31 protein-coding genes are annotated in these 24,769 nt (G+C 28.7%); 1 reads left to right on the top strand and 30 read right to left on the bottom strand.

The genetic code is table 11. The features are described from left to right. Positions 1–62: 62 nt before the first annotated feature. The 21 genes from H8S20_RS16405 to H8S20_RS16305 form a co-directional block, all read right to left on the bottom strand. Positions 63–821, bottom strand: a complete 759-nt coding sequence (locus tag H8S20_RS16405; protein WP_032118326.1) for a class I SAM-dependent methyltransferase — start codon at positions 819–821, stop codon at positions 63–65. Positions 822–1,203: 382 nt separating this feature from the next. Continuing rightward, entirely contained in the window at positions 1,204–1,521 is a 318-nt protein-coding gene (locus tag H8S20_RS16400) for a hypothetical protein (RefSeq protein ID WP_032118325.1), read from the bottom strand. Positions 1,522–1,657: 136 nt separating this feature from the next. Continuing rightward, positions 1,658–3,187: a S41 family peptidase gene (locus H8S20_RS16395; protein ID WP_032118324.1), complete on the bottom strand. Its 1,530-nt coding sequence runs from the start codon at positions 3,185–3,187 to the stop codon at positions 1,658–1,660. Positions 3,188–3,297: 110 nt separating this feature from the next. Continuing rightward, positions 3,298–3,741: an NUDIX hydrolase gene (locus H8S20_RS16390; protein ID WP_032118323.1), complete on the bottom strand. Its 444-nt coding sequence runs from the start codon at positions 3,739–3,741 to the stop codon at positions 3,298–3,300. 32 nt (positions 3,742–3,773) lie between these two features. After that, positions 3,774–4,046: a hypothetical protein gene (locus H8S20_RS16385; protein ID WP_032118322.1), complete on the bottom strand. Its 273-nt coding sequence runs from the start codon at positions 4,044–4,046 to the stop codon at positions 3,774–3,776. A 25-nt stretch (positions 4,047–4,071) separates the two neighbouring features. Then, a complete protein-coding gene (locus H8S20_RS16380) occupies positions 4,072–5,352 on the bottom strand; it encodes a hypothetical protein (protein ID WP_186860771.1) in 1,281 nt (426 codons plus the stop codon). 58 nt (positions 5,353–5,410) lie between these two features. Then, entirely contained in the window at positions 5,411–6,847 is a 1,437-nt protein-coding gene (locus H8S20_RS16375) for a sensor histidine kinase (protein WP_186860770.1), read from the bottom strand. Continuing rightward, positions 6,828–7,529, bottom strand: coding sequence for a response regulator transcription factor (locus tag H8S20_RS16370; protein WP_032118319.1), 702 nt, complete (start codon positions 7,527–7,529; stop codon positions 6,828–6,830). The genes H8S20_RS16375 and H8S20_RS16370 overlap by 20 nt, the downstream gene beginning before the upstream one ends. A 95-nt stretch (positions 7,530–7,624) precedes the next feature. Next, complete coding sequence (locus H8S20_RS16365) at positions 7,625–8,152, bottom strand: GNAT family N-acetyltransferase (protein ID WP_032118318.1); 528 nt, start codon at positions 8,150–8,152, stop codon at positions 7,625–7,627. Between the two features lie 82 nt (positions 8,153–8,234). Continuing rightward, the gene (locus tag H8S20_RS16360; protein ID WP_186860769.1) at positions 8,235–8,372 is read right to left on the bottom strand and encodes a hypothetical protein; all 138 of its coding nucleotides are present in this window, start codon (positions 8,370–8,372) and stop codon (positions 8,235–8,237) included. 37 nt (positions 8,373–8,409) lie between these two features. Further along, on the bottom strand, positions 8,410–8,667 hold the full coding sequence (locus H8S20_RS16355; RefSeq protein ID WP_186860768.1) for a hypothetical protein: 258 nt from the start codon (positions 8,665–8,667) through the stop codon (positions 8,410–8,412). A 124-nt stretch (positions 8,668–8,791) separates the two neighbouring features. After that, positions 8,792–9,223 (bottom strand): VOC family protein, encoded by a 432-nt coding sequence (locus H8S20_RS16350; RefSeq protein WP_186860767.1) that lies wholly within the window; start codon positions 9,221–9,223, stop codon positions 8,792–8,794. Positions 9,224–9,278: 55 nt separating this feature from the next. Further along, on the bottom strand, positions 9,279–9,803 hold the full coding sequence (locus tag H8S20_RS16345) for a cysteine hydrolase family protein (protein WP_186860766.1): 525 nt from the start codon (positions 9,801–9,803) through the stop codon (positions 9,279–9,281). An 86-nt stretch (positions 9,804–9,889) separates the two neighbouring features. Beyond that, positions 9,890–10,192, bottom strand: coding sequence for a nucleoside/nucleotide kinase family protein (locus H8S20_RS16340; RefSeq protein WP_186860780.1), 303 nt, complete (start codon positions 10,190–10,192; stop codon positions 9,890–9,892). 65 nt (positions 10,193–10,257) lie between these two features. Then, a complete protein-coding gene (locus H8S20_RS16335; RefSeq protein WP_186860765.1) occupies positions 10,258–11,067 on the bottom strand; it encodes a GNAT family N-acetyltransferase in 810 nt (269 codons plus the stop codon). A 50-nt stretch (positions 11,068–11,117) separates the two neighbouring features. Then, positions 11,118–11,585: a nucleotidyltransferase domain-containing protein gene (locus H8S20_RS16330; RefSeq protein ID WP_032118313.1), complete on the bottom strand. Its 468-nt coding sequence runs from the start codon at positions 11,583–11,585 to the stop codon at positions 11,118–11,120. 149 nt (positions 11,586–11,734) lie between these two features. Continuing rightward, the gene (locus H8S20_RS16325) at positions 11,735–13,096 is read right to left on the bottom strand and encodes a DUF4179 domain-containing protein (RefSeq protein ID WP_186860764.1); all 1,362 of its coding nucleotides are present in this window, start codon (positions 13,094–13,096) and stop codon (positions 11,735–11,737) included. A 16-nt stretch (positions 13,097–13,112) separates the two neighbouring features. Then, a complete protein-coding gene (locus H8S20_RS16320) occupies positions 13,113–13,643 on the bottom strand; it encodes an RNA polymerase sigma factor (RefSeq protein ID WP_366456457.1) in 531 nt (176 codons plus the stop codon). Positions 13,644–13,927: 284 nt separating this feature from the next. Next, positions 13,928–14,224, bottom strand: a complete 297-nt coding sequence (locus tag H8S20_RS16315; protein WP_186860763.1) for a hypothetical protein — start codon at positions 14,222–14,224, stop codon at positions 13,928–13,930. A 66-nt stretch (positions 14,225–14,290) separates the two neighbouring features. Beyond that, positions 14,291–14,632: a DUF6054 family protein gene (locus tag H8S20_RS16310; RefSeq protein ID WP_186860762.1), complete on the bottom strand. Its 342-nt coding sequence runs from the start codon at positions 14,630–14,632 to the stop codon at positions 14,291–14,293. A 173-nt stretch (positions 14,633–14,805) separates the two neighbouring features. After that, the gene (locus H8S20_RS16305) at positions 14,806–15,204 is read right to left on the bottom strand and encodes a MerR family transcriptional regulator (protein WP_032118308.1); all 399 of its coding nucleotides are present in this window, start codon (positions 15,202–15,204) and stop codon (positions 14,806–14,808) included. Positions 15,205–15,353: 149 nt separating this feature from the next. Here H8S20_RS16305 and H8S20_RS16300 point away from each other — a divergent pair, with 149 nt between their 5' ends. Then, complete coding sequence (locus H8S20_RS16300; protein WP_032118307.1) at positions 15,354–15,932, top strand: histidine phosphatase family protein; 579 nt, start codon at positions 15,354–15,356, stop codon at positions 15,930–15,932. Positions 15,933–16,015: 83 nt separating this feature from the next. Here the strand turns inward: H8S20_RS16300 and H8S20_RS16295 are convergent, their stop codons facing one another. The 9 genes from H8S20_RS16295 to H8S20_RS16255 form a co-directional block, all read right to left on the bottom strand. Further along, positions 16,016–17,467: an MATE family efflux transporter gene (locus tag H8S20_RS16295; protein ID WP_186860761.1), complete on the bottom strand. Its 1,452-nt coding sequence runs from the start codon at positions 17,465–17,467 to the stop codon at positions 16,016–16,018. 154 nt (positions 17,468–17,621) lie between these two features. Continuing rightward, positions 17,622–18,263 (bottom strand): Type 1 glutamine amidotransferase-like domain-containing protein, encoded by a 642-nt coding sequence (locus tag H8S20_RS16290; protein ID WP_186860760.1) that lies wholly within the window; start codon positions 18,261–18,263, stop codon positions 17,622–17,624. Positions 18,264–18,486: 223 nt separating this feature from the next. Further along, the gene (locus tag H8S20_RS16285; protein ID WP_186860759.1) at positions 18,487–19,767 is read right to left on the bottom strand and encodes a serine hydrolase domain-containing protein; all 1,281 of its coding nucleotides are present in this window, start codon (positions 19,765–19,767) and stop codon (positions 18,487–18,489) included. A 340-nt stretch (positions 19,768–20,107) separates the two neighbouring features. Further along, positions 20,108–21,151, bottom strand: a complete 1,044-nt coding sequence (locus H8S20_RS16280) for a zinc-dependent alcohol dehydrogenase (protein WP_186860758.1) — start codon at positions 21,149–21,151, stop codon at positions 20,108–20,110. Between the two features lie 71 nt (positions 21,152–21,222). Next, complete coding sequence (locus H8S20_RS16275; protein WP_186860757.1) at positions 21,223–22,014, bottom strand: class I fructose-bisphosphate aldolase; 792 nt, start codon at positions 22,012–22,014, stop codon at positions 21,223–21,225. Positions 22,015–22,058: 44 nt separating this feature from the next. Then, complete coding sequence (locus tag H8S20_RS16270; RefSeq protein WP_186860756.1) at positions 22,059–22,907, bottom strand: PTS system mannose/fructose/sorbose family transporter subunit IID; 849 nt, start codon at positions 22,905–22,907, stop codon at positions 22,059–22,061. 1 nt (position 22,908) lies between these two features. After that, a complete protein-coding gene (locus H8S20_RS16265; protein ID WP_186860755.1) occupies positions 22,909–23,661 on the bottom strand; it encodes a PTS mannose/fructose/sorbose/N-acetylgalactosamine transporter subunit IIC in 753 nt (250 codons plus the stop codon). Between the two features lie 10 nt (positions 23,662–23,671). Further along, positions 23,672–24,133 (bottom strand): PTS sugar transporter subunit IIB, encoded by a 462-nt coding sequence (locus H8S20_RS16260; RefSeq protein WP_032118301.1) that lies wholly within the window; start codon positions 24,131–24,133, stop codon positions 23,672–23,674. Further along, complete coding sequence (locus tag H8S20_RS16255; RefSeq protein ID WP_186860754.1) at positions 24,114–24,542, bottom strand: PTS sugar transporter subunit IIA; 429 nt, start codon at positions 24,540–24,542, stop codon at positions 24,114–24,116. Before H8S20_RS16255 ends, H8S20_RS16260 begins: the two co-directional genes overlap by 20 nt. Positions 24,543–24,769: the final 227 nt, after the last annotated feature.

Here is a 24,769-nt window from a genome sequence, read left to right as displayed (position 1 = left end):
TCTCCACTTCTACATAGTTTTTTATGTCTATTTCTCTAAATATTAACGCCCTAATATTTTAATTATTTTATTGCTTGAACTAAAAACATTGGAGTAGATGCATAATTAAATTTCTCCTCTTCAGACCATAAATTTTTCCAAACATCACAATCTGCATTAACTTCTGTTACTCCTAGCTGACTTAAAACCGAAATATCCCACGCTGGACGCATTATCTTGCTTAATGGCACCTTTCTAGCTATCTCTTCCATAGCCTCTATATCAGTACATGTATAATGATCCTCTAGATTACTACTAGCTACCATCTTTCTATCATTTTCATACTCTCTTTTCTTTTCGTCATCAAATAAATGATGATACCAATTAGCATCAAAATTTAATAGAATTCCTTGTTTTTTTAAAACTCTAACCCATTCCTTATATGCTATATCAGGTTTTTCCAAGTTCCACGTTAAGTTTCTAGATACTACCACATCAAAGATTTCATCATCAAATAACAAATTTTGCGCATCCATTCTTATAAAAGTTATTTTAGATGATAACTCTCCTGCATTTTCCTTTGCTTTTTCAATCATCGCCTCAGTATAATCAACTGCAGTAACTTTATATCCAGCTCTAGCAAGTATTATTGAAAAGAATCCTGGACCACATCCAATATCTAAGATATTTATGGACTCTTTTGGTATACCTTCTAATCTTCTTTCAATTTCATTTAACCATTTATCCTTTTGTATAGTTGATAACTCTCCTCTATTAACCTCTGAATATCCTTCAGCTCTATTTGACCAATAATTTTCTATATCATTTAATAAATTCACCATTAAATATCTCCTTCAGCGCTTTTTTATTTTTAGAATATCAACGTTGTTTTTTCTTCACAACCCCCTATAGGGGTAATTATTTAAACTTTTATTTATAATTTCAGTAGCAACAACTGTACTTTACTTTTTTCGCTCTCAGCACTACCTCTAAGTTCCATTTATTTCACAGATACAAAAAAAATGCATCTACCTTTTCAGTAGATGCATTTCTCACTCTTACTTTATTCTTATTTAAATAAAAATAGTCTATTACCTTCCCATTAACTGACGTATCATACTTGTATCATATTTTTTTGATAATTCATAAAGTTCTTCAGCTTATTTATAAAAATAACTTATTGGTTTATCAACATAAACAGGTATTTTATTTTCTAAAAGTGTTTTACATATTTGAAAATGTGACTCTGTTGCATCCATTTTCATTGTAATAAGATGTGTTTTTATATATTTCCACCGCTTGTCCAGTAGCTGATGCTAAAATTACCATACCTAAAAGTTCATCTTTATTAGGATCTTCTAGATTTTCAACTCCAAAACATATTAATTCTAATGCTAATCGAAAATTCATATCTGCAGCTCTTGTTTTAGCTTTGTAATCACTTATCTTATTATATTGAAACATATTCATTAATATTAAAATTATTATACTTACAATAGCTATATTCTTTTTGTTAATTATCTTCTTTGCATCAGCATTCATATATTATCATTTATTCTGTTCTTCTATTACTTATTTAAGTTTAATTCACTATATTTTACCGGCTTTATAAATGTTCTGCTATTAATAATATGATGAATTGTATTATCTACTACTTTCTCTGCTTTACTCTTGTTACTTAATCTAATTTATAATTTTTAATTAATTTAACTGTTGCATTTAATGCATCTGCACTATCTATCCAAATATCAGGTTTAAACCCTTCTGCATCAAGATTTTCTCCTTCAGCGCCTATAAAAACACCTTCCCCAAAACCTAAGTCAAGCTTAGAGTTAGGTAATTGATATGTATAATTATTAGGAACTAAATAACAACCTCGTGTATTTCCCCCAATAAAAACTACATTTTCTATATATCTTAATCTATCAACAAAACCTTCACCTGCTGAAGCCACATCTTGGTCTATCAACACAAAAATCAAATTATCATTTTCTATAAACTTACCTTCATCATAACTAGAATACCATGTCCCATAATTTCCTTTTTCAAAATCCTCTTTCATAGCTTTTAAGTGTTCTTCTTGATTAATAAGCTTGCCTTCCATTTTTTCATAGTTATTAATACTAGCTAGTATATTAATCTTACTTCTCTTTTGTATGGTACTTCTAGTAATCTTCAACTCATTACCTAAATAATTCTTTATCCACTCTTTTCCGTAACTTTCACTTCCACCATTATTTCCTCTTAAATCAATTATTATTATTTCTTCATTTTCATACTTCTTTCCAGAATCTATAAATGTATATAAACTTTCATCAGTAGTGCTTTTTAAGTTCATACTACTAACATCTAAAACTGGAATACCATCTATATCATACTCTTCATATGCTAATATACCATTTTTATTGTTCATATAATTTGCTTTCAAAGTGATTTCTTTAGTTATAATATCATTGTTTTTATTCACCAAAGATATCTCTCTTGTAATTAAAGCTTCTGTATTATTTAGGAGTTCTCCAATTACATAAACTAATTTCCCCTTTTCATCTATTGATGCTTTTAGATATTTTTGAATATCTTTACTTCCATCTATCTCTTCAAGGTAATATTTTTCATTATCTACAAATGTATAAACTTTCTCATTTTCCTTCATAAAGTAATACTCTCTGCTTAAAGCACTTATCAAATTCCTACTATTATTTAAAAATCTTATACCAATTCTAAAATGCCCATCATTGATTACTGGTTCAAGACCTTCAACTAATAAATCTTTTATTTTATCTTTAGTAATTTTTTCTTCATAGGATAGTTTATTTAAAATGTCCTCTTCTATAACATTAAATACCTTATCTCCTCCAAAGTATTCATATGGTCCATAGCTATACTTTAAAATTTCAAAAACATAACTTATATCCTCTTTAGCACCTTTATGAGATATTAATTTTTGTTCATCTTTCTTATTTATCATTTTTAGAGTAGTTAAAGTTTCAACTTCTTCATCTGAAATAAATGTTTTTTCATCTTCCTGCACTTTCATATATTGTGTTAAATCTACAGGCTGAGAATTATTAATAAATGATCCTCTAACTTCATTTAGATTTTGTAAGAAATCATAAAATTCATTATTATCACCTTTATCCAATATGAAAATTAAACCTATTACCCAAAATATATTTGCTATAACTAAAGCACCTTTGAATTTCTTCATACTCCCCAATACCCCTTATTAAATTATTAGATTTTAATTGATAAAGTACTTTTATACCATTCTTAATTAATTCTAAATAAAACATTTTTAATGTACCTAGCTATTAAAATTTATTTTTCTATAAAGCTTATTGCTTTTTTTAATAACTGTGGCTGAATTTCTGGATAAGTTAATGCTTTAGGTAGCTCGTCAAAAAAATCAATCTTTTCTATTTCAAGGTTTGGAAGCTTTCCAACTTCACTTACCTCAGCAAAAAATAAACCTCCAAATGTTTCAGTAGGATGCTTTGTATTATCTACATCTTCCTTTGTAACTGAATAAACACAAATAGGTTTTATATCAAATGTATTTGCACCTGTTTCTTCCTGAAGCTCCCTAATAGCTGTATTTTTTATTTCCTCTCCTAACTCTCTGTGCCCTCCTGGAATCTCCCATGTATTTCTTTCTTTATGTTTAGCTAGAATCCATTTATTTTTATAACGTGACACTATTACAGCAAATAACAAATCTTTATCGTTTACTTCATTCCACTTATAAAAGTTAACTTTAATCATTCTCATCCCTCCAATTAGTTTATTAAAGAAAATTATGTAGTAGTTTCTTTAGGTATTTCCTTGTTAATTGAATATATAAAATTTGTATATAATCCAAATACAAGTCCCCATAGTGTAATAACTACTATTTTTACAATCTTTATATCTTTTATTAAATGTTGAACAACCTCATTTTCAATAGCTAAATTACCATTTTCAAATAAAAATTGTAATGTATCCAATCTTCTTGTTGCTGTTCCTAATGATAATACTATTAAAATAAATACTATCCATTGAAACAACTTATATCGCCATATTTTTCTCATAACTCCTCCGTACTTTTATTTTATTTTATTTTATTTTATATACCTCATAAGATGTCTCCATTGGTCCAATCACATCCTTGTATCTTTGCATGCTTGTATATAGATAAAACTCATTTCCATCATCAGACCATCCTGCTAAGCTTTTTATTCCACTTTTATTTTTACTGGATACAACAGAAGTTAAATTTGAAAGCTCTAAATTTTCGTTTATTGATGCTAAATTCATTGTAAATTTAGTATTTTCCTCTTCATAACTACCTCCAGTCATAATTATTTTATCCTTAGTTGGATTTAGACTAAAATTAAATAATGATTCATCACTTACATCTATCTGTTTAGCAAGCTTTTTAGTATTTATATCATAATTCCATATACCATTTTTATCTTCAGCATATCCAGAAAATAAAATTTTACCATTTGAATATATTGCTCCACCTATAACTTTTACATCTATCCCCATATCTGAAGATAATATAGGTGTAAACTTGCTACCTTCAATGTATCCAATTATTGATGAGTCATCTCTCATATAAGTTGATGTTGATATAGCTTCTAAAGATACATATATCTTGTTATCTTCTATTCCTAAAATAACTAATTTTCTATCATTTATATCTGGTATATCATTAAAAACTTCTTTATTAATATCATTAAAAGCATATGCATCTATTTCATACATTTCATTATTTATAATATCAAGTAAAACTATTTTAGGATTACTATCATCTCCAACTCCATATAAGTCTATAGCCCCATCTACGTAAGATATAAACTGTCTGTTATCCTCACCGTATTTTTCTATAAACTTTTCATAGACACCTATTTCTTCAAGTTCACCTTTTGAATTAAATTTATAACCCTTATTATCTTTTACAACCCTTACCTCCCTTGAATTTGTATAATCTTGAAATACAATTCCATTAAAATCTTTATCTTGCCAACTAATCTTATTTAGACCTGTCTCTTTATCCTTATTATCTGTAATATCTCCAACTCTTACAGAATCTAAATACCAATTTTGAAATGCAAGGTTTGTATTTCCTGCTTCTTCTGGCGCTATTGTGTAGTATATTATCTTATCATTTATTAGACTGCCCCATGAGTTGTCTGTTCCACTAATGCCTTCTGTTTTCGCAATCATTTCAATATCTAATTTAGTATTTTTACTTCCAGTAGCCTTTGCATCATTATCTAAGACTATTGAGTCTAAAACTTGATGACTATCTTCAGTGCCTTTATCAAAGCATCCTACAAATGATACTGTAGCAGCTATTAACATTGTTATTAGTAAGTATTTTCTTTTCATATTAACCCCTCCAATTCTTATATCTCTATTTTAGTAAGGGATTATTGTTAAAGTAATTCTAAGTTGTTTCCAAAGTGTTAAAACTAGGAAGCTTAACAATAAATTCCGAAATATTATCATTAACCTCAAGCTGAATACATCCATTATGAACTTCAACAATATTTTTACATATATATAATCCTAACCCATGTGACGTTTTTGATGAAAATCCACCTTTTTCAACTTTAATAAAAGGATCAAATATCTTTTCTTTCATATTTTCTGGTATCTCTTTTCCTTCTGTTAATATAGAGAAGATAACTTCAGAACCTTCACTATTTAGATTAATAACAACCTTAGTATTCTTATAACAATACTTAATTCCATTATTAATTAAATTTCTAAATAGAATCGTTAAATACTGATTATTTCCATTAACCATAGCATCGTCATATTCTTTTATAATTTCTAACCCTTTATCTTTTATTTCTGGTAAATTAATAGAAATACTATCATCTATGATTTCCTTAATATTTACTTTTTCAAAAGAATATTCCTCTAAATCACTGCTTTGCTTTGAAATATTTAGCAATGTAACTACAAGCTCATGCATTCTGTTACTTTCTGAAACAATTCTGTTTAAGGCCTTATTTTTAAATTCTTCCTTAACCTCATTATCTCTTAAAATCTGTGCATAACCTGAAATACTAGCTAAAGGTGTCTTCAATTCATGTGTTATATTTCTAAAAATAGCTTTTTCCTGTTCATCCTTTAATCTTAACTTTTCACTCATTGTGTTGAAGGACTGAACTAGTACCCCTATTTCATACTTAGACTTTACTGGCAGTTTATCTGGATATCTCCCTTTTGATATTTCTGAAACTTTATCCTTTAAGATAACTATTGGCTTAATCATCCTTGAGGATAAAAGATATACTGCTATAAATATAATAATAAATAAAATAGCTACACTAATATTAATTAAATTTTTATTTGCTATATTACGGCTATACTCTCCACTATAATCTTTTATTAATACTAGGATTCCTATTGGTTTATAATCTTTTCCATATATACAATAACTAAGTTTTCCGTATACTTTAGCATTTTTCTTTTCTATATCAAGTACAGTTTTATTATCTATTGCTAGCTCAAAAGAACTAGGTAGCTTAGTAAGTAGTTCAATATCTATTTCATTTTCACTAGTGATACCAGTTGATAAAACTTTACCATCAAAATCAAATATGACACCTTGACAATAAACTCTATCTACTATGAACTTCATTACGCTATCTATTAAATCTTCATCTAGTATACTATCTCTTTCTATATCATTTATTAAAATGTAGTCCTCTAGATTTTTGAAAGATACTGTATAATTTTCCTTCATATCTTCTGAAACATATATTTTAAATCTTTGATAGAAAAACTTGTCCATAAATGAATTAAAAACTATTATCGATATTATAAAAATAAGTGATAATACAATTCCAAACTTATGCTTTATCGTTAACATAATTCTCCTTTAACATATATCCAATACCAAAAACTGTTTCTATATTAACTTCACTTTGAATCTTTTGGCGAAGTCTTGTTATGTGAACATCTACAGTTCTTGTATCACCACTAAAATCATATCCCCAAACTAAATCTAATAACTTATCTCTTGAGTGAACCATATTTTTGTTTTTTAATAAAAATAATAATAAATCAAACTCCTTGGGCTTTAGCTTAACTTCTTCATTATTTAGTAAGACTATTCTAGAATCTTCATTTACTTTTAATCTACCATATGTAATTGCATTACTATCAGACTCTTCTAGTAATTCTATTAACTCACTACGTCTTCTAAGCGAAACTCGTATCCTCGCTATTACCTCTCTTATATCAAAAGGCTTGGTAATATAATCATCAGCTCCAAGCTCAAGACCTAGGATCTTGTCCATTATTTCTCCCCTTGCAGTAAGCATAATAATAGGAATTTTATACTTAGCAACTTTCCTACAAACGCTAAAACCATCAGTATCATTTAGCATAATATCTAATAATATTAAATCTGGTTTAAAAGTAGTTATTTCTTCTTCTGCTTCTAATCCATTAGGATTCACCTTAACATTGTACCTTTCTTGTTTAAGTGAAAAACTTAATATTTCACTTATATCCTCATCATCCTCAATTATTAATATGTTTTCTCTCATAAAGTACCCCTTGTCTTTTAAGTCTATTAATACAATTACTCAAAACTTTACCTTAGTTCCAAATTCATATTTAACAACTTAATAAATTAAACTTACTATTTTTTATTCAACTTATAATTGCTAATTAACAAATCAATAATTCCATTAACTTCATTAATTATCTTAAAACCAACTTTCTTATGGATTGCTATAGCAGCTTGTCTAGTAATCTCAAATGAATTATGAACTGCTGTTGCATCATATTCCTCAAAGGCAATATTAATTAATTTCCTTAATGCCTCTACTGAATATCCCATTCCGCGATATTTCCCTTCAATTACAATCCCTATTTCATACCACTTCTTATCATTATTCCAATGAATATTCACTTCTCCAATAAACTCATTATCTTCTTTCCTTGTGATATATGCATAAAAAGAATTTGGTTTATTGTTCACCATACATGAGTACCACCTGCTCCATTTATCCCTTGGGAAGTCTATACAACCAGTATCCTTATGATATCCATGAAAGAAAATATCATATCCCTTATTATAATTCATAGTATCTGGATCACTCATTATTTTCTGTCGATATACTAATTCTTCAATCTTAGGTACATAAAAACAGATCTTGTCTTCCATAGTACCCCCTTTAAATTCTATATCTTATTTAGTACTAAACTATATCAATAGCCTTTAATTGTTTCTTCATCCTGCTACCAGTTTAATACAAAATCAGCTTTGCCATCATAAAATGTTGATGATCTCCCATCACTACATATCCTGTTTCTAATTCCATAACAAAGTATGGATTTTTACCTTCCTTAATCATTTCAATTCTTTCACAAATTAAGCAGCCCATATAACTCCTCCAATATATAAATTCCTTAAACTTAAAATTATTTATTATTATAACTATCAAGTGTTTTTAATATCTTATATATAACATCACATAAAAACTTAAAAATCACTAATATTCCTACAGGTTTACAAAAAGTTGCTAAATAAAATATTCCAATTGTTATCTTATGACCTATTTCTGAAGACGCTGTTGAAAGTGTTGCTAAGTACATTAATACATTTCCGATAAAATATACTATCCCTCCAACAAATATACCCTTAACTATTTTTTCTGGTTTATTTTCTATAAACCTCATAATCTTATCCCCCTAAATTTTTATATAACTCATATATACCTTAAGTTCTTTTTTTAAATACACCATGTCAATTAATCGTTTTCCCAATTCATAAATTACTCTAGTATTTATAGGTATCCGTAGATTAAAAGACAAGCATACCTTGATCATCATATTTAAAGTTTGGTCCCCAAGCTACTTCCCAATAATAGCCATCTAAATCAGCAAAATATGCATGATATCCTCCCCAAAATACATCCTGTGGTTCCTTAACTATTTTACCACCGGCGCTTCTAACTAGCTCTATAACCTTATCAACCTCTTCTTTATGCTCTACATTATAAGCTAATGTAATTCCAGCAAATCCATTAGAAATCTGTGGAGTATTTTCTTCGCTAATATCCTTTGCCAATAAATCTAATGGATAAAGTTCAAATTTTGTTCCAAAAGTATTAAAAAATATTACTGCTGGATTATTACTTCTTTCATCTGTTTCAAACCCAAGTCCATCTCTATAAAATTTTATAGCTTCTTCCATGTTTCTTACACCTAAACATATACATGTAATTTTATTCATTATTTAACCTCCCTTACAAATTTTTATCTCCCTACCACTTCTAAAACTCGAATTTTCACTTATTCATTATTTCAATTACTTCCCCTAACGAGATACACTCTGCATATCTGCCTTTCCATATAAATTCATTGTAGTATTTATAACTATTTTCTGATGACATAAATTTATTATCAACTGTTGTATTTGCATATGCTGGGACAATAATATTAAATCCATGTTCAAACCCACATTTTATAGTAGCATCAATACAATAGTCTGTTTGAAGACCTACAATAATTATTTCATCTTCATCTTTTTTTCTTAAATATTCTAATAATCCTGTCCCTTTAAAGGCACTATTTACATTCTTATCAAATATTTTTTCTCCGTTAATTGGTCGAAACTCTTCATATATTTCAAATCCATCAGTTCCTTTTGTTAAGTCGCTATCCATTCCGTCATCATGCCGTACATATATTACTTCAATATTATTTTGCCTAGCTTTATTTATTATTTCTTTAACATTGAATACAAACTTATCAAATTCATATAATTTCTCATTTGTTATTAACTTTTGCGTATCAATTACTAGTAAAACCATATTATTCTCCTTATCAATTCTCCACTATACAGTAATTATAGTACATATTTTGTATTTCTATTTATTTGTTTAATTAAAGTTTAAGCTTATTCCCCTAATACTTTAATCTTTTTTATAATTTTACTTACAATATCATGCGTACTTAAATTACCATCAATGATAAAATCAGAATTTGGCTTTATTGTTTTTATCATTTCTAAATAAGCTACTCTCCCTTTAGATAGGTAATAATTCAAATCATCTTTCAGCAAATCAACATTTTTATTTGACATATTTCTTATGATTCGTCTTGCCATAGCAACATCTAATGGAGTATCAATGAATATTGCATAGTCAATATATTGTTTAGCTCTTTCATTTTTATATGCAAATGGATAATCAAGTAATATATATTCTAGCGATGATTGACTTAATAACTATTGGTTTTTCATATACCTCCCCTCTGTAAATTTCTCTACTTTAACATATCTATTTGACTTTCTTCATCACTTGGTATAAATCCAATACTTGTATAAAGATGAATTCCAGGTAAATTACATTCATCAGCTGCAAGGAAAGCTCTTGTTGCATTATATTTTTTACCATAAGAAAGTGCCTGTTGAATCAGTTTCCTTCCGATTCCTTTATTTTGGTAAGAAGGATTAACAGCAACTTCTCTAATCCAAACTATAGGACCTTTTTCGCTTTCATGAGCATATGTTGCTACACATATAATACCAATTATCTGATCATCTGAATTTCTTTCAATTAATATTGCATTATTTCTTGTTCCAGTCCCAACACCTGATAATTCAGTATTATTTATCCACTCCTCCATCCATTTAACTGTTTGTCCTGTAAAACCTCTACTTTGATTTTTACACATCATCGTCACCTTAGATGCTTCCTCACATCTATTAGATGTTAAAAAATCATAACCCCCTAAACACTTTATCTCATCAAGATTATTCATAAAATAATCATGCCAAGCATTACGAATTACAAAGCCTACTTTTTCAAGATTTGGAACCCATTCATTTGGTATAAATGTTATTAAGAAGTCTTTTTTCTCTTTTAAATATTCTATTAAGTATTCAACCTTACTTGTTGCCCAATGATACTCATTAATCTTCGCTTCACGATTATATCCGTATATCATAATAATATTTTCGTTTTCTACTTCTATTTCATAACCACTTACATCTTCATAGTCCATATATTCCATAGATGTAAATTTAAAAGAATCTAGTTTTGATTTTATTTTATTAAATTCTTTCTCTCTCATTTTATCTCTCCATCCTTAACCACTTAATACTTTACAGTTATTATTTATTATTAACTTATCGCCTCATTAATCATTTTTACTTTTTCAGCTCGTCCCATTAGTTCATAATAAGTACGCCATTCTTCGATTGACTGCAAAGGAATGGTAACACTGTCTATACTGATATAATCTTTAATGCTCTTCTTCTGAAGCGGAAAATAATATTCTTTATTATCCTTTACAATAACAAACCCAGCCATAACATCAAAATCTACATCATCAATTTTAAATTCTAAAAAGTGATTTGTTTTATATTTCATATTAGGATTTTCAGGTTGTAATGTACCAAGTGATAAAAGTATTTTCTTCACAATCTCTACCTCACTTTCATCAACCATAATATCAATATCATGAAATTCTTCAGCAATTCCTTTAAAATACAAAAGTAATGATGCCCCTATAGCCCAATTAATATTATTTTTATTCAATAACTCTGCAACCTTTATCAAAACATTCAATTTCTTTTCTATAGTTATCAATTCTATTCCTCCTATTCAATCTAAATATTACCTAACTATTTAATATTATTTTACTATATTGTATAACTTAATTTCATTATCTATTTATTTTATTTGTAAATTAATAAATAAAATCACATGTAATTCAACATGTGATTTTACTATAATATCTAATTTCTCAAGTTAATTATTTCTTCCTCAACCACCTCAATACGGCTTGGTTCCATAAGCTTTAATGAGTATTCTTTCTCACTATCCATTTTTTCAAACACATAATCTGCTTTCATATCTAAAAATCCATAAACTTCCCTATTCATAACAGCAGTAGGCATATACCACTTATTATCTTGATCATATAACTGTGCATTTATAAATGGTTCAAAGCATATAATGCCTGTTGTTTTAATAGTCATTATGGTTTCATTTTCTTTATATTCTATCTTTTCAATCTCCATAGTGCCATATTGCCCTAAGTCTAAAGTCTCTCCTTCTTTAAACTTATACTCTTTAAGGGTGGCTCTACCTTCTCCGCCAATTCCATAAGGTCCTGATGTATATATATATGGTACTAATAGCACTTCTCCATCTTCACTTGGAGCTTCAAATGTTCTAACAATCACGTATTCATCACCTTGATTATCATAGCCTCCACCTAAATTAAACAATTCTGTTAATGCACCTTTTTTAGAATCCCATATGTGTTCTCCAATAATATAATCAGTAAATGGATCTCCTCCCATTCTTGAAAGCTCTAAATTAATTCTTGTTGGTGATATTATACTTTTAATATATTTAGCATATCCTCCATCAATATATATTTCTTTATTCAACTCTTTAGTTAGAACTTCTATCTCTCTACTATCTAATGAAATCTCTATTGGATCCGAGTTCACTTCTATCATCTCAAAACTATAATTTCCTACAGTATTATCCCAAATAGTTATATCTCTTATAGATAATTTAACATTTAAAATCTCTGGTAACTCCATAGAATCTTCTGTTGTCAATGTTACTGTTGCCATTACCATCATTGTATAATCATCTAAAAATTCAAAAGTAGGCGATCCTAACTGAAGAATAATTTCATCATCTTTCTTCAATTCCATTGCTATATCATATTTTTTGCTTTTATCAAAAGGCTTTTCGCTTTTAACTTTATAAAAGATACTTAACTCATTTCTATCATAATATAAATTTTCTATATTTATTGTATACCCATCTAATTTTATTACACTTTTATCCTCTTTACTATTTTCAATGTAAGTTTCATTAACAACATTATTCTTTCCATTTAGAAACTCAATTACCTTCTTTACTATAGGTGTATCATTAGCATACGTAGGTAAATAAACTCCTATTACTACAAATGCTCCAATGAATACAGCAGCTGCACTTAGATATTTTTTATAACCTCTTCTTTTATGCTCTAAATTATCACAAGTAATCTTAATTTTATCTCTTAACTCTTCTGATTCTTTTACCTTTGACTGTTGAGCCATTTCTCTTAGTTTTTTATCAAAATCATTATTCACTTAAATCACCTCACTACTAATCCTTTAACATTATATATAATCTATCTTTTGCCCTTGAAATCCTTGACTTAACAGTTCCTTCAGGAATATCTAAGACTTTTGAAATTTCTTTGTAAGTTAAATCATTAAAGTAAAATAAAATTGTTGCCACTCTTAACTCATCTGATAGTTTTCTAATAGCATCGTATAAATCAACATTTATACTTTTATCAATTGTGTAGCTTTCTTCTTTAACTTCTCTAACATCCTTCAAGCTTTTTTTATTCTGATTATAAATCTTATTACATTCATTTATTAAAATCCTTATAAGCCAGGTCTTAAAATACTTATCGTTTCTTAAAGTCTTTATCTTATCAAATGCAATTAAAGTAGTAGTTTGAAGTGCATCTTCTATGTCATCTTCAGAACTTAGTATCCCCTTTGCAACTCTATACATAGAAGTTAAGTTTGCTTGTATTAATTCTGAGAAAACTTCTTTATCCTTTTTAGCTAATTTAACACTATACAAATTAACTTCATTGTTCTTTATTATTTTTGCTACCTCCACTTTCACTTTCCCCCTAAGTCATATGTTCCTAAAATCTTCATAAATATCTAATAACTTATTAAGTATTACATAAAATATACTAATTTAACAATTAATTGTCTATTTTCTATTATTAGAGACATAAAACTTTATAAAAGTTCCCTTAGTTTTTAAAAAAGTTATAAAAAAATCACATGTGTTAATTCTATTCGTATTAACACATGTGGATTTCTCACAACTTCTATTAACTTTTTTTCTTCTATAAATATCAAAACTAAACATATTAGATTAACTATACTATTTTATTAAACTAAATACATTATTCTAGGAATAAAATCAAACATCCAAGTAGTAGCTAATAACAATACTCCACTTACAACTTGATATTTGTAATACTCTGGATATTTTCTTTTCATGCTAATTCCACCTAAAATAAGCAGAATGCAAGTTAAGCTAAATGGTACTGCTCTAGAAATCCTTCCACTTGTTAGATTTCCTATAAAGTTTCCACCTCTAAAACTTACAAATACTAAAATTAATGAAGCTATTATAGAAAAAGATAAAAGAAATTTTCCTAGGTTCTTATACGATTTTTGTCCCATATGTTTTCTCCCTATTTTACAATATTTACTGTTAAATAATTTTATATTTATATAATCAAATATTTCTTAATTTACTATATATCTCTTTAAAATCTCTCTTGGAGCATTAGTAAAGTCCTCACTAGCTCCCCAATCAAATCTAAATAATCCTTCTCCACCACCTGCACCTATACAATGAATATGGGTAATATCTTTTACATTATCTATACATACTGTTAATGTAAGTCTGTTCCCCGCTCTATAAAAGTGCTTTTCATATACAACTACAATAGTAGCATGTACATCGTCTATATTTACTACATGATAATCTACTCTTTCACCAGTAAAACTACCATCTACTATTCCTTTATCTAATAATTTAACTGTTTCTCTTAATGACAAATTAACATTAAAGTTATCTCCACTCATAATCTTTATCCCCCATAAGTTATATTTATTATATGAAACTATTGATTTTTACTCTCTACACCCAAAGGTTAATCAATACCTCTTTTCATTGCATTAAGTATATTATACTTTAATTAGAATGTCAATATACATTACTTTATTAAGAGTTATTTTATAACTCTTATAAATTCATATTAATCTTCTTCTCTCGTTAAATTGCTAGTATAATTTATCTTCCCTGCCAATACATCATCATAGAACATTTGCTTATTATCGATAAAATTAATAGATTCATTAAGTTTCTCTACCTGTTCTAATAAATATTTTTTTGATTTATCTAGCATTTCTTTTCTTTCTGGAATTGTAGAAACCCCTTCTAAACAATAATTCATATATTGTTTCATATCTTTAATACTCATACCACATTTCCTTAAGCATTGTAGTCCTTTTAACCATGCAATATTCTTTTCATCAAAAATACGGTAATTATTTTTATCTCTTTTAACATTTGGCACTAAACCTTCCTTACAATAAAACTTTAAAGTTTCATAAGATATTCCAACCTTATCACATGCTTCTTTCATCGTATACATAAAATCACCTCTATAAATTTTTTCAAATAACTCTTGCCCGGTAGTTGCTCCCTACTGATAAGATTATTATATTCTGAAAAATAATACAAATAAAGAAAAAATTAAAATAAAATATATATAATACTATAAAAAAAATTGGAGATGAGTTTATGAAAAAAATATTATACTTGATGAGACATGGACAAACACTTTTTAATGTTAGAAGAAAAGTTCAAGGTTGGTGTGATGCCCCATTAACTAAGCTAGGTATTGAACAAGCACTTATTGCTGGAGAATATTTCAAAAGAAATAATATAACTTTTGACCATGCATACTCTTCTACATCTGAAAGAGCTTGCGATACCTTAGAGTATGTATCTAATATGCCATATAAAAGAGTAAAGGGACTAAAGGAATGGAACTTTGGTACTTTTGAAGGAGAAAGTGAAGATTTAAATCCACCATTACCTTATGGAGATTTCTTTGTTAAGTATGGTGGTGAAGATGAATTTGAATTAAGAAATAGAGTTGCAGAAACACTCTATTCAATTATGAAAAATGAAGATCATAGCACTGTTTTAGCTGTTTCTCACGGAGCTGCTTGTCGTCAATTTATGAGATATTGGGCCCATACTAGCGATGTTGACCAAAAAGAAAGGCTAGGTAATTGTTGTATTCTAAAGTTTGAATTTGATAATGATGAGTTCAAATTAATAGAAATAATAAACCATGATTTTAGTAATCTATAAATATATTACTAAATAAAAGTCGGTTAATCGAACTTCATCTACAATATGACTGTAGGCATAGTTCAATTCACCGACTTTCTTATCTATATTTTTATCTCAGTCCATTTTCCACTTTTAAATCTACGACTTGTTAGACAAAATCTAACGATTTGATCTGTTAATATCCCAAACCAAGCCCCTATTAAGCCCATTGAAAGAGGGTAAGTTAATAACCATCCTACAGAAGGTCTTACAAATGTAATACTTATAAGAGATACTATTGCAGTGTATTTTGTATCACCTGCACCTCTTAAACACCCTCCATAAATAGCCTGAGCAATTTGGAATATTACTATAATTATTACAAAGTTCATAATATTGAAGCTATATTTTAAAACATCAGGATCATTTGTGAATAATTTAAATATATCCTTTCCTAATATGGCATATATAATTGAAATCATTATAGATGCCATAAGGCCTATTCTCCTACAAATACTCCCGTATATCTTAGCCAAGTCTGGTCTCTTCTTCCCTAAATTTTGTCCAATAAGCGCAACCCCTGCCACTGCTAAACCATCTCCTAAAGAGAATGATATGTTTATTATATTCATTCCTATTTGATGTGCTGCAAAGGCGCTTGTCCCTAAATTAGCAATAATTAAACTATATAATAAGAATCCTGTTCTCATAAATATTTGCTCTACAAATGAAGATGCTCCAACTGAAAATAAACTCTTAAGGGAGTTTTTATCTATATTTAAATTCTTTTTAAAAGATTTAATATATAAAAAACCATCTGAGTGACTAATAGAATAAATTGACATAACAAAAGCTACCATAGTACCTAAAACAGTTGCTATTGCTGCTCCCGCAACTCCTAAAGCAGGAAACCCAAACTTACCTCCAATTAATAAATAGTTAAATATAATATTTACAAAGTTAGACGCTAAGTTTGTTCTCATTGCAATCTTGGTATTACCACATCCTCTTTGAGCAGCATTAATAACAAGACTTATTACATTGAAAATTAATCCACCCATTATAACTCTAAAATATGTTACTGCATATATATGAGTATCACTTTGGCTTCCTGCAAATCTCAAGAAAGGTTCAGCAAAAATCATTGCTAAAGCGCTAATTATAATTGATAATACCCCTGTTATTATTAAAGCCTGAAATAATGTATTGTTAGCTCTTTTCCTATCATTTTCACCTTTTCTTCTAGCTACAACTGAACTTACAGCAATGTTTAATGATATAAATAATGTTAAACATAAAAATTTAGGCTGAGTTGTAAGCCCTACTGCTGCTATAGCATAAGAACCTAAGCTAGAAACCATAATAGTATCTATAAAAGATACCATAGCTACTAAAAATGATTCAACTGTTGATGGCCATGCTACTTTTATAGCTTTTCTAACAAGGGTTTTAACCTTTGGAATTTCGCCTATAACCTCCAAATTATTTATCACACTGTTAATTGAAAAGAGTTTACCTATTAATAGTTCTTTTTTATCTATACTATTAATAACCTCTTCTCCATTGTTATTCATTTACTTTCCATCTCCTCTATTAATTAGTTAAATTTACAAATTATTAACATTATAACATCAACCCCCAAATGCGTCCAATTTTCCCGGAACAAAAAAGCACCTGCAATAATGCAAATGCTTTTAATATTACTTTCATAGTAATCTCTAACTATATTTAACTTACTTTTTCAACTATCCCATTTCTTAATAAATATATATCTCCATAATAAGAACACTCAGTATCACGAATTATAATGGCACTTTCATCGCACATCCCATAAATTAAATATTCATATGATAAGCTTTTTAACTCTTCATTAAAATAACTTAAAATAAAGTGTGGCTCTACACTTTTATCTACAAGTCCAATTCCATTATACACTTCTTGTTTATCATGACCACAAGTTTTTGTCAAAATTGATGTCTTTGCCATATTTATTGCTCCGGCACTTAATCCTATTATTAAACAATCTGCTTCACGTATTGGCTCAATCAATTGATTTTCATGTAGAAATTTCATTTGCAAAGAAGTTGTCCCACCCATTAAGTAAATCAATGATGCATTCTTAATTACATTAACCATCTTTATAGAATCCATACGATTATCTAAAACAACCTTACTTTTAAAGTGTATTCCAATTCGTTTAAACCACTCTAAATATTTTTCAACATATCTATCAGTTATCTCTCCAATAGTTGGACATGATGCAATAAAAACAATCTGATTATAATCTTTAATATCTTTCTTAAGCTCATTCGCTACTAATGAAAATCCTTTTTCTTCGCTGAAATCACTAAATAAGTAATACTTCCCCATCTTATCCCCCTTAATAATTAAAATGCTATTAAAAAATTACCCTTTGGTTCCATATACTACCATATACCTGATTTGTAATCAAATGATTATTATGTTATGTAACTATAAAAAAGATACACCTACACTAATGTAGATGTATCTTTATAATAATCATATTTGATTCTATTTAACTACCGTCTATACTCTTAATCTAATTATATTATTTTTAATTTTAATTTTAATTTTAATTTGTAATTAATCCACGTATCATACTTGTATCATATTTTGCATCTAAAGGTTGTGTAGTTGCATCTGAGTTTTCCATTACTATTATAGTAACATCACTATTAATATCATACTCTGTATTTGAGTTAAATCCATCAATTACTCCACTATGTCTAACTATTCCTTCACTAGCAAAAACACCATATCCATAACCATCAATTGGAGTAAGCATTTCATCATAAGATACATTACTTACGATATTACCTTTGTGAAACGCTCTCATCCAACGGAACATATCATAAACATTAGCATAAATATTACCTGCTGAGTAAGTAAAATCTGGGTTTGCCTTTATTACTCCTGACTCGGCACTTCCATGACCTTTTGCATCCGATTCTTCAGCTTTCATACTACTAGTTGTCATGCCTGCTGGCTCAAACAAATTTTTATTTATATATTGTTCATATGACAAGCCACTTGCTTGTTCTATAATTAGCCCAAGTAAATAATAATTAGTATTACAATAATCATAAGCTTCCCCAGGTTGGAAGTATAGCTCTGATAAATTTAAGTCTTTTAGTATTAAATCCTTTGACCATCTTTCATCTTCAACATATTTATCAAAATACTTATCATCTTTATAATCCTTTAAAATGTTTAAACTTTCTTCAGATTTCATAAAAACTTCTACTTCATTAAGGTAGTCAGGAATTCCTGATCTCATCTGTAATAGCTGTCTTACTGTGATAATAGAGCCATATTTATATTCTGGAAAGTACTTGTCTATAGTTTGATCTAAACTAATTTTATTTTGTTCAACTAATTGCATTATTGCTGCAGCAGTAAACTGTTTTGTGTTTGAAGCAATTGCAAAACGTGTTGTTAAAGTATTTTCCCTTTTTCCATCTGCATATCCATATGCCTTAGCAAATTTTATCTCATCACCTACAGCTACAAGTGCTACTCCTTGAAATGCTCTATTAGCAGCTTCTTGATCTAAAAATTCTTCTACACTTTCATAACCTGCTTCAACGATTTTTTCAATATTTTTATATTCTGTTTCACTCTTATTATTTTCAATTTTATATTCTGTTTCACTCGTCTTATTTTCAACTTTATTTTCTAATGCTACATTATTTTCTTCTACTTTAAAATTATTATTTTCAACATCCTCTGTAGCTTCATTTCTAATAATATTTATTTGTGCATCATCTACAGTCTTATTATTACTACATCCTGATAAAGTTAAAATTGAACTTATAGTAAGTCCTATAACTAATAATATATATCTCTCTTTCATAATTCCCCCACACAGGTATATTGTATTTTTATATTCTTACTTTATAGTCATATTACGTCCTTATCAATTTTATAATAAATTTGGGCTTAATTCCATAGGAAATATATTTTCCTTAAATATATTTCACATTTTTTTCACCTAAAAAACTATATTTTTTGAGTTTTTTTGTAATATTAAACTTTTTTATCATATATAGTAATTCAAATCGTCGCTCTATGTATTATTTTTTATTCATTATATCATTTACGAGTATTTTATTTTAAAGTATTATTTCTTATAAAATTAAAAGGAAGCATTTAAGCTTCCTTTTAATTTTAAATATACACTTTTGCTATAATCTCTATTTATTGCAATCAACAATTATTCTATAAGTATCCGGTCTTAATGCTTCTGCTATACCATTTTCTAAATTATCTAATGGTACATGACCAGAAATTAATGACTCTGGATTAATTATATTTGAAGATAACAATCTAGTTGCTTGTAAAAAGTCCTTATTAGAAGGATTTACTGATCCTGTTACTATAGCTTCTGAATAATGAATACTATTTGGACTAAAATCTATTGGATTATCTGGATGGAATGAACTATAGAATACTATCCTACCAAGCTTACCAGCCATTTTAATTGCATCCTCTGCAACCTTTGAAATTGCAACTGTGTTTACAACGACATCTGCACCTCTTCCATCAGTTAAATCCTTAATATATTGTACTGCATCTACTTTAGAAGAATTTATAACAATATCTGCCCCGTTATCCTTTGCAACCTTTAATCTTTCTTCATCAACTTCTGTTACTATTACTCTAGCGCCCTTTAACTTAGCAAGCATTGTGTGGAATACTCCCATAATTCCAGCACCTATAATAACAACATCGTCTCCAAAGTTTATATCACATCTATTTATGCTATGAATACAGCAAGCTAATGGCTCAGTTAAACTTAAATAGTTTACATCTACATCTTTATTAACTTTATAAACATTTTTTTCTTCAACTACAATATATTGAGCTAATCCACCTGGCCCACCAACAGTTTGATGAAATTTGGCTATAAAAGCAGTTTTACATTGATTATCATTTCCTGTTCTACAATAATGACAATGACCACAGTTAGTTAATAATCTTAATGCTACTACATCTCCATTGCTAACGGATGATACTTTACCACCACACTGAATAACGTGTCCAGCAACTTCATGTCCACCTGCAAATGGCATCTTTGGTTTCATCTTTCCTAAATATACTCTTTGCTCCATTGTACAGATTGCAGTTGCATCTATTTTAACTAATACCTGATTTGACTTTATCTCTTCTATTGTCTCTTCAATATATTTTAACTTTTCTGCTCCCTCGAATATTGCAATTTTATTATTATATGTCATAACCCTCTCCTCCTATATTAAGACTTACATCTATAATTTCCTCTAAAAACTTACACCTTATTAAATGTATTTTAATTGTTAAATATTATTAAAGCTTCCTCTACTGTCACATTATCGTGTATAAGAGCTGAAATAGCTTTAGCTAATTTTCCTGGTGTCTTATGTCTCCAAATATTTCTTCCCATTGCAACTCCTGCAGCACCTGCATCTAAAGCTTCTCTTATTTCTGTAAATAATACTTTAGGTTCAATCTCTTTATCTCCACCTAATATAACTACTGGAACATACACGCTATCTACTAACTCTTTAAAACTTTCAGTATCTCCAGTATATTTAGTCTTTATAATATCTGCGCCCATTTCTGCTGCCATTCTACAAGCAAATAATAAGCCTTCCTTTGTATGTCCTGCAGGACCTTTTTCAAACCCATTTGGTAATGCCTCTGCTACTACAGGCATCCCCCATTTTTCTCCTGCTGATATATTTTCTGCTAGAGCTTGTGTATATACTTCTTCCCACTTTGATCCTGGAAAGTGCATACATATAACCCCATCAGCCCCAAATCTTAAGCCATCTTCAACGTTATATACTCTGCTTAGAGGTTTATTTTTTTCTCCAAGCATTGAATATCCGCCATCAACTCTTAAAATACATCCTGCCTTTCCAAAATTCTCACCAAATTTCTCCATTAAACCAACAGTAGTCAAAAATGCATCTACACCATTCTCTGCTAACTCTGATATTATATGTCCAGGCTCTTTTAAGTATGGTAATACATTCATGTTGCTTCCATGCTCCATAGCAACTATAAATGTTCTTTTATCCTTTCTAAATATATGGTTCATTCTTCTTACTTTACTCATTTAAAATCCTCCTATATTCTCAAATACTTTTTTATATTTAACTTTTAAAATAACCCTATTAATGTACCTGCAAATCCTATTGCAAATATTAGTAATATAATTTTAGTTGGCTTCCAGTTCTTTGATAGTAAATACCAACAAAGTACAACTAATGCAAGTGGAAGCATATTAGGCAATATTTTATCAAACATATCTTGAAGCTTAGTTGTTGATGTACTAGTTACAAATTCAACTTTAGTTGCTATCTTTACATTTAAAGCAGTCATTGCACCCATAACTGATAATCCAATAACCGAAGCTGCGTTTGTAAGTGTTTTAATCCTTCCATTTGCAAGAATATCTTGTATTACTGTTCTTCCAAGCTTATATCCTTTATGAAAAAAAACATATCCAAATCCCCATACTGGAATGATAGTACCTAATAAAAATAGAATCGGTCCAAATACATTTCCTTCCCTTGCCATGTCAATACCAATTGATAATAATACTACTGCTAATAAGCCTTGAAGTACGGAATCACCTATTCCTGATAGTGGCCCCATCAATGATGTTTTTAACGCATTAATAGTTTCATCAGGTATCTCTTCACCATTAGCTTTCTTTTCTTCCAATGCTATAATAAATCCATGTATCAAACTTCCAAATGTAGGTTCACAATTAAAGAATGTCATACTTCTCTTTAAAGCTGCTGCTCTATCTTCTTTAGTTTTATATAGCTTTTTAATTATTGGACTCATGGCATGAGCAACACCTAAACCTTGTAATCTTTCATAGTTATAGCAGGAGTGTGAAAAGAAAATCCATCTTACAAAAGATTTGTTTATGTCTTTCTTCGTCAATACAATTTTATCTTTTTTAACTTCATTACTATTTTCTACTATAGTATTTGACATATTACATCCCCTCCTCTACCTTTTCTTTATCTTCCTTCATATAAGTTATTGCATAAGCTACACATCCACTTAAAAATGCTATTGCTATAACATTTAATTGGAAATAAGTTGCAAGTAAGAAACCTATAAAGAAAAATGCTATAACTTGCTTATTAGCCATGAATTTTAATAATATTGCTATTCCTAATGCAGGAAGCATGCCTCCTATCACCATAAGTGAGTCCATAAGCCATTGTGGTACATATGGTAATATTGAATTTATTAACTCTGGCCCATAATATACTGAAATAAATGTAGGTATCGCATAAAATATAAATACCAATACTTGTCCAGGTACTAAGTTCATAAATGCAACTTTGTTTACATCGCCCTGCTCTGCATATTGTTCAGCTTTATGAACAAATAATGAGTTTGCTGTCATTTTAAAATACCATGCTATAGTTCCAACCATACCTAAAGGTATAGCTAATGTTAATGCTACTTCTGCTGAAACTCCTGACAAGATTGCTAAAGCAGTTCCTATAACACCTGCAAAAGTTAAATCTGTAGGAACAGCTCCCCCAACCATAATGTAGCCTAAATTTATAAGGTTTATTGTAGCCCCTATTTCCATTCCCATTTTTACGTCACCAAGTATCAAACCAACAATAGTTCCTGAAATTAACGGTTTCATAAGTGAGAAGAAACCAACTCCAAATGCAAACGTACTTGTTATAAAAAATGCGAATAACGAAATTATAATTGCATTAAACATAATATCCCCCCTAAATTTTTAATCCTTTCTCTGCCGGAACAAGTTTAAACTCTATCTCTACACCTTGAGCCTTTAATTCTCTCAATAGCTCTAATTGTTTATCTGTAATAGATATATTTCTGTATATAACCTTAGTATTTTTTCCTGCACCCATGCCCCCAACATTTAAATACTTTATTTCTAAACCCTCATCTTTTAAAGCTAGTACATCTTCTACATTCTTTGTTAGAATCAAAACTCTCTTTGTTTTAAATTCTTCAGAGTTCATTGTTCTAACTGTTTCTTTTATACTTTTAACTTCTGCTTTTACTGTTGGAGGCGCCGCCATAGTTATTACATCTTTTATAAATTCATCCTTTGACAACGCATCATTTGCAATAATAATATTGGTAGCCTTAACCTCCTTAACCCATGTTGTAACAATTTGTCCATGAATTAACCTGTCATCAATTCTAAGCAGTGCTAGAGCCATTTCCCCTTCTCCTCTCATATATTTCTTTAACATCATACAAAGATTCTTTATAAACATTAATACAAATTTCTTTTAACTCTTCTACTGTTTCTACAGTATCTCTATTCATAATAGCTTCAATAATAGTTGGTAAGTTTACTCCAGTTAAGCATATATATCCACTGTTTATTACATATGGAAGAATTGTATTAAAAGGGCTTCCGCCGTAAATATCAACAAATGTTAGAATATCATTACAATTGCTTAATTCTCCTATAACTGTTTTAACCTTTTCATTTAAATTTTCTACAGGTTCTCCTCTTTCAAATGATACTGCTTTTATATTTTCATTTTCACCAACTATCATTTCTGCACTATTTAATAACTCTTCTCCTAACCTTCCATGAGTAACTATTATTATTCCAATCATTTTAATCACCCCACTCTCTTGATAATATCTTTAGCAATAGCTGTGCCAAAATCTGTAACATACCATAAACTCAGTAAAATGTCTTTATTCTTTGTAAACGTAAACATTTTCTAAACACAAACTTTCCTTTTCTATTTTTTAAACAGATTCTAAACTGATTATCATAAAATTCAAACAGATTTTTATAATAAACTTATATTTTTAAACGCAAATAACAAAAGAGCCGA

Origin of the sequence: Clostridium hominis (genome assembly GCF_014287825.1) — a bacterium.
Taxonomy (GTDB): domain Bacteria; phylum Bacillota; class Clostridia; order Clostridiales; family Clostridiaceae; genus Clostridium; species Clostridium hominis.
The sequence above is the reverse complement of the archived record's forward strand: the minus strand, read 5'-3'. Positions and strand labels throughout refer to the sequence as shown.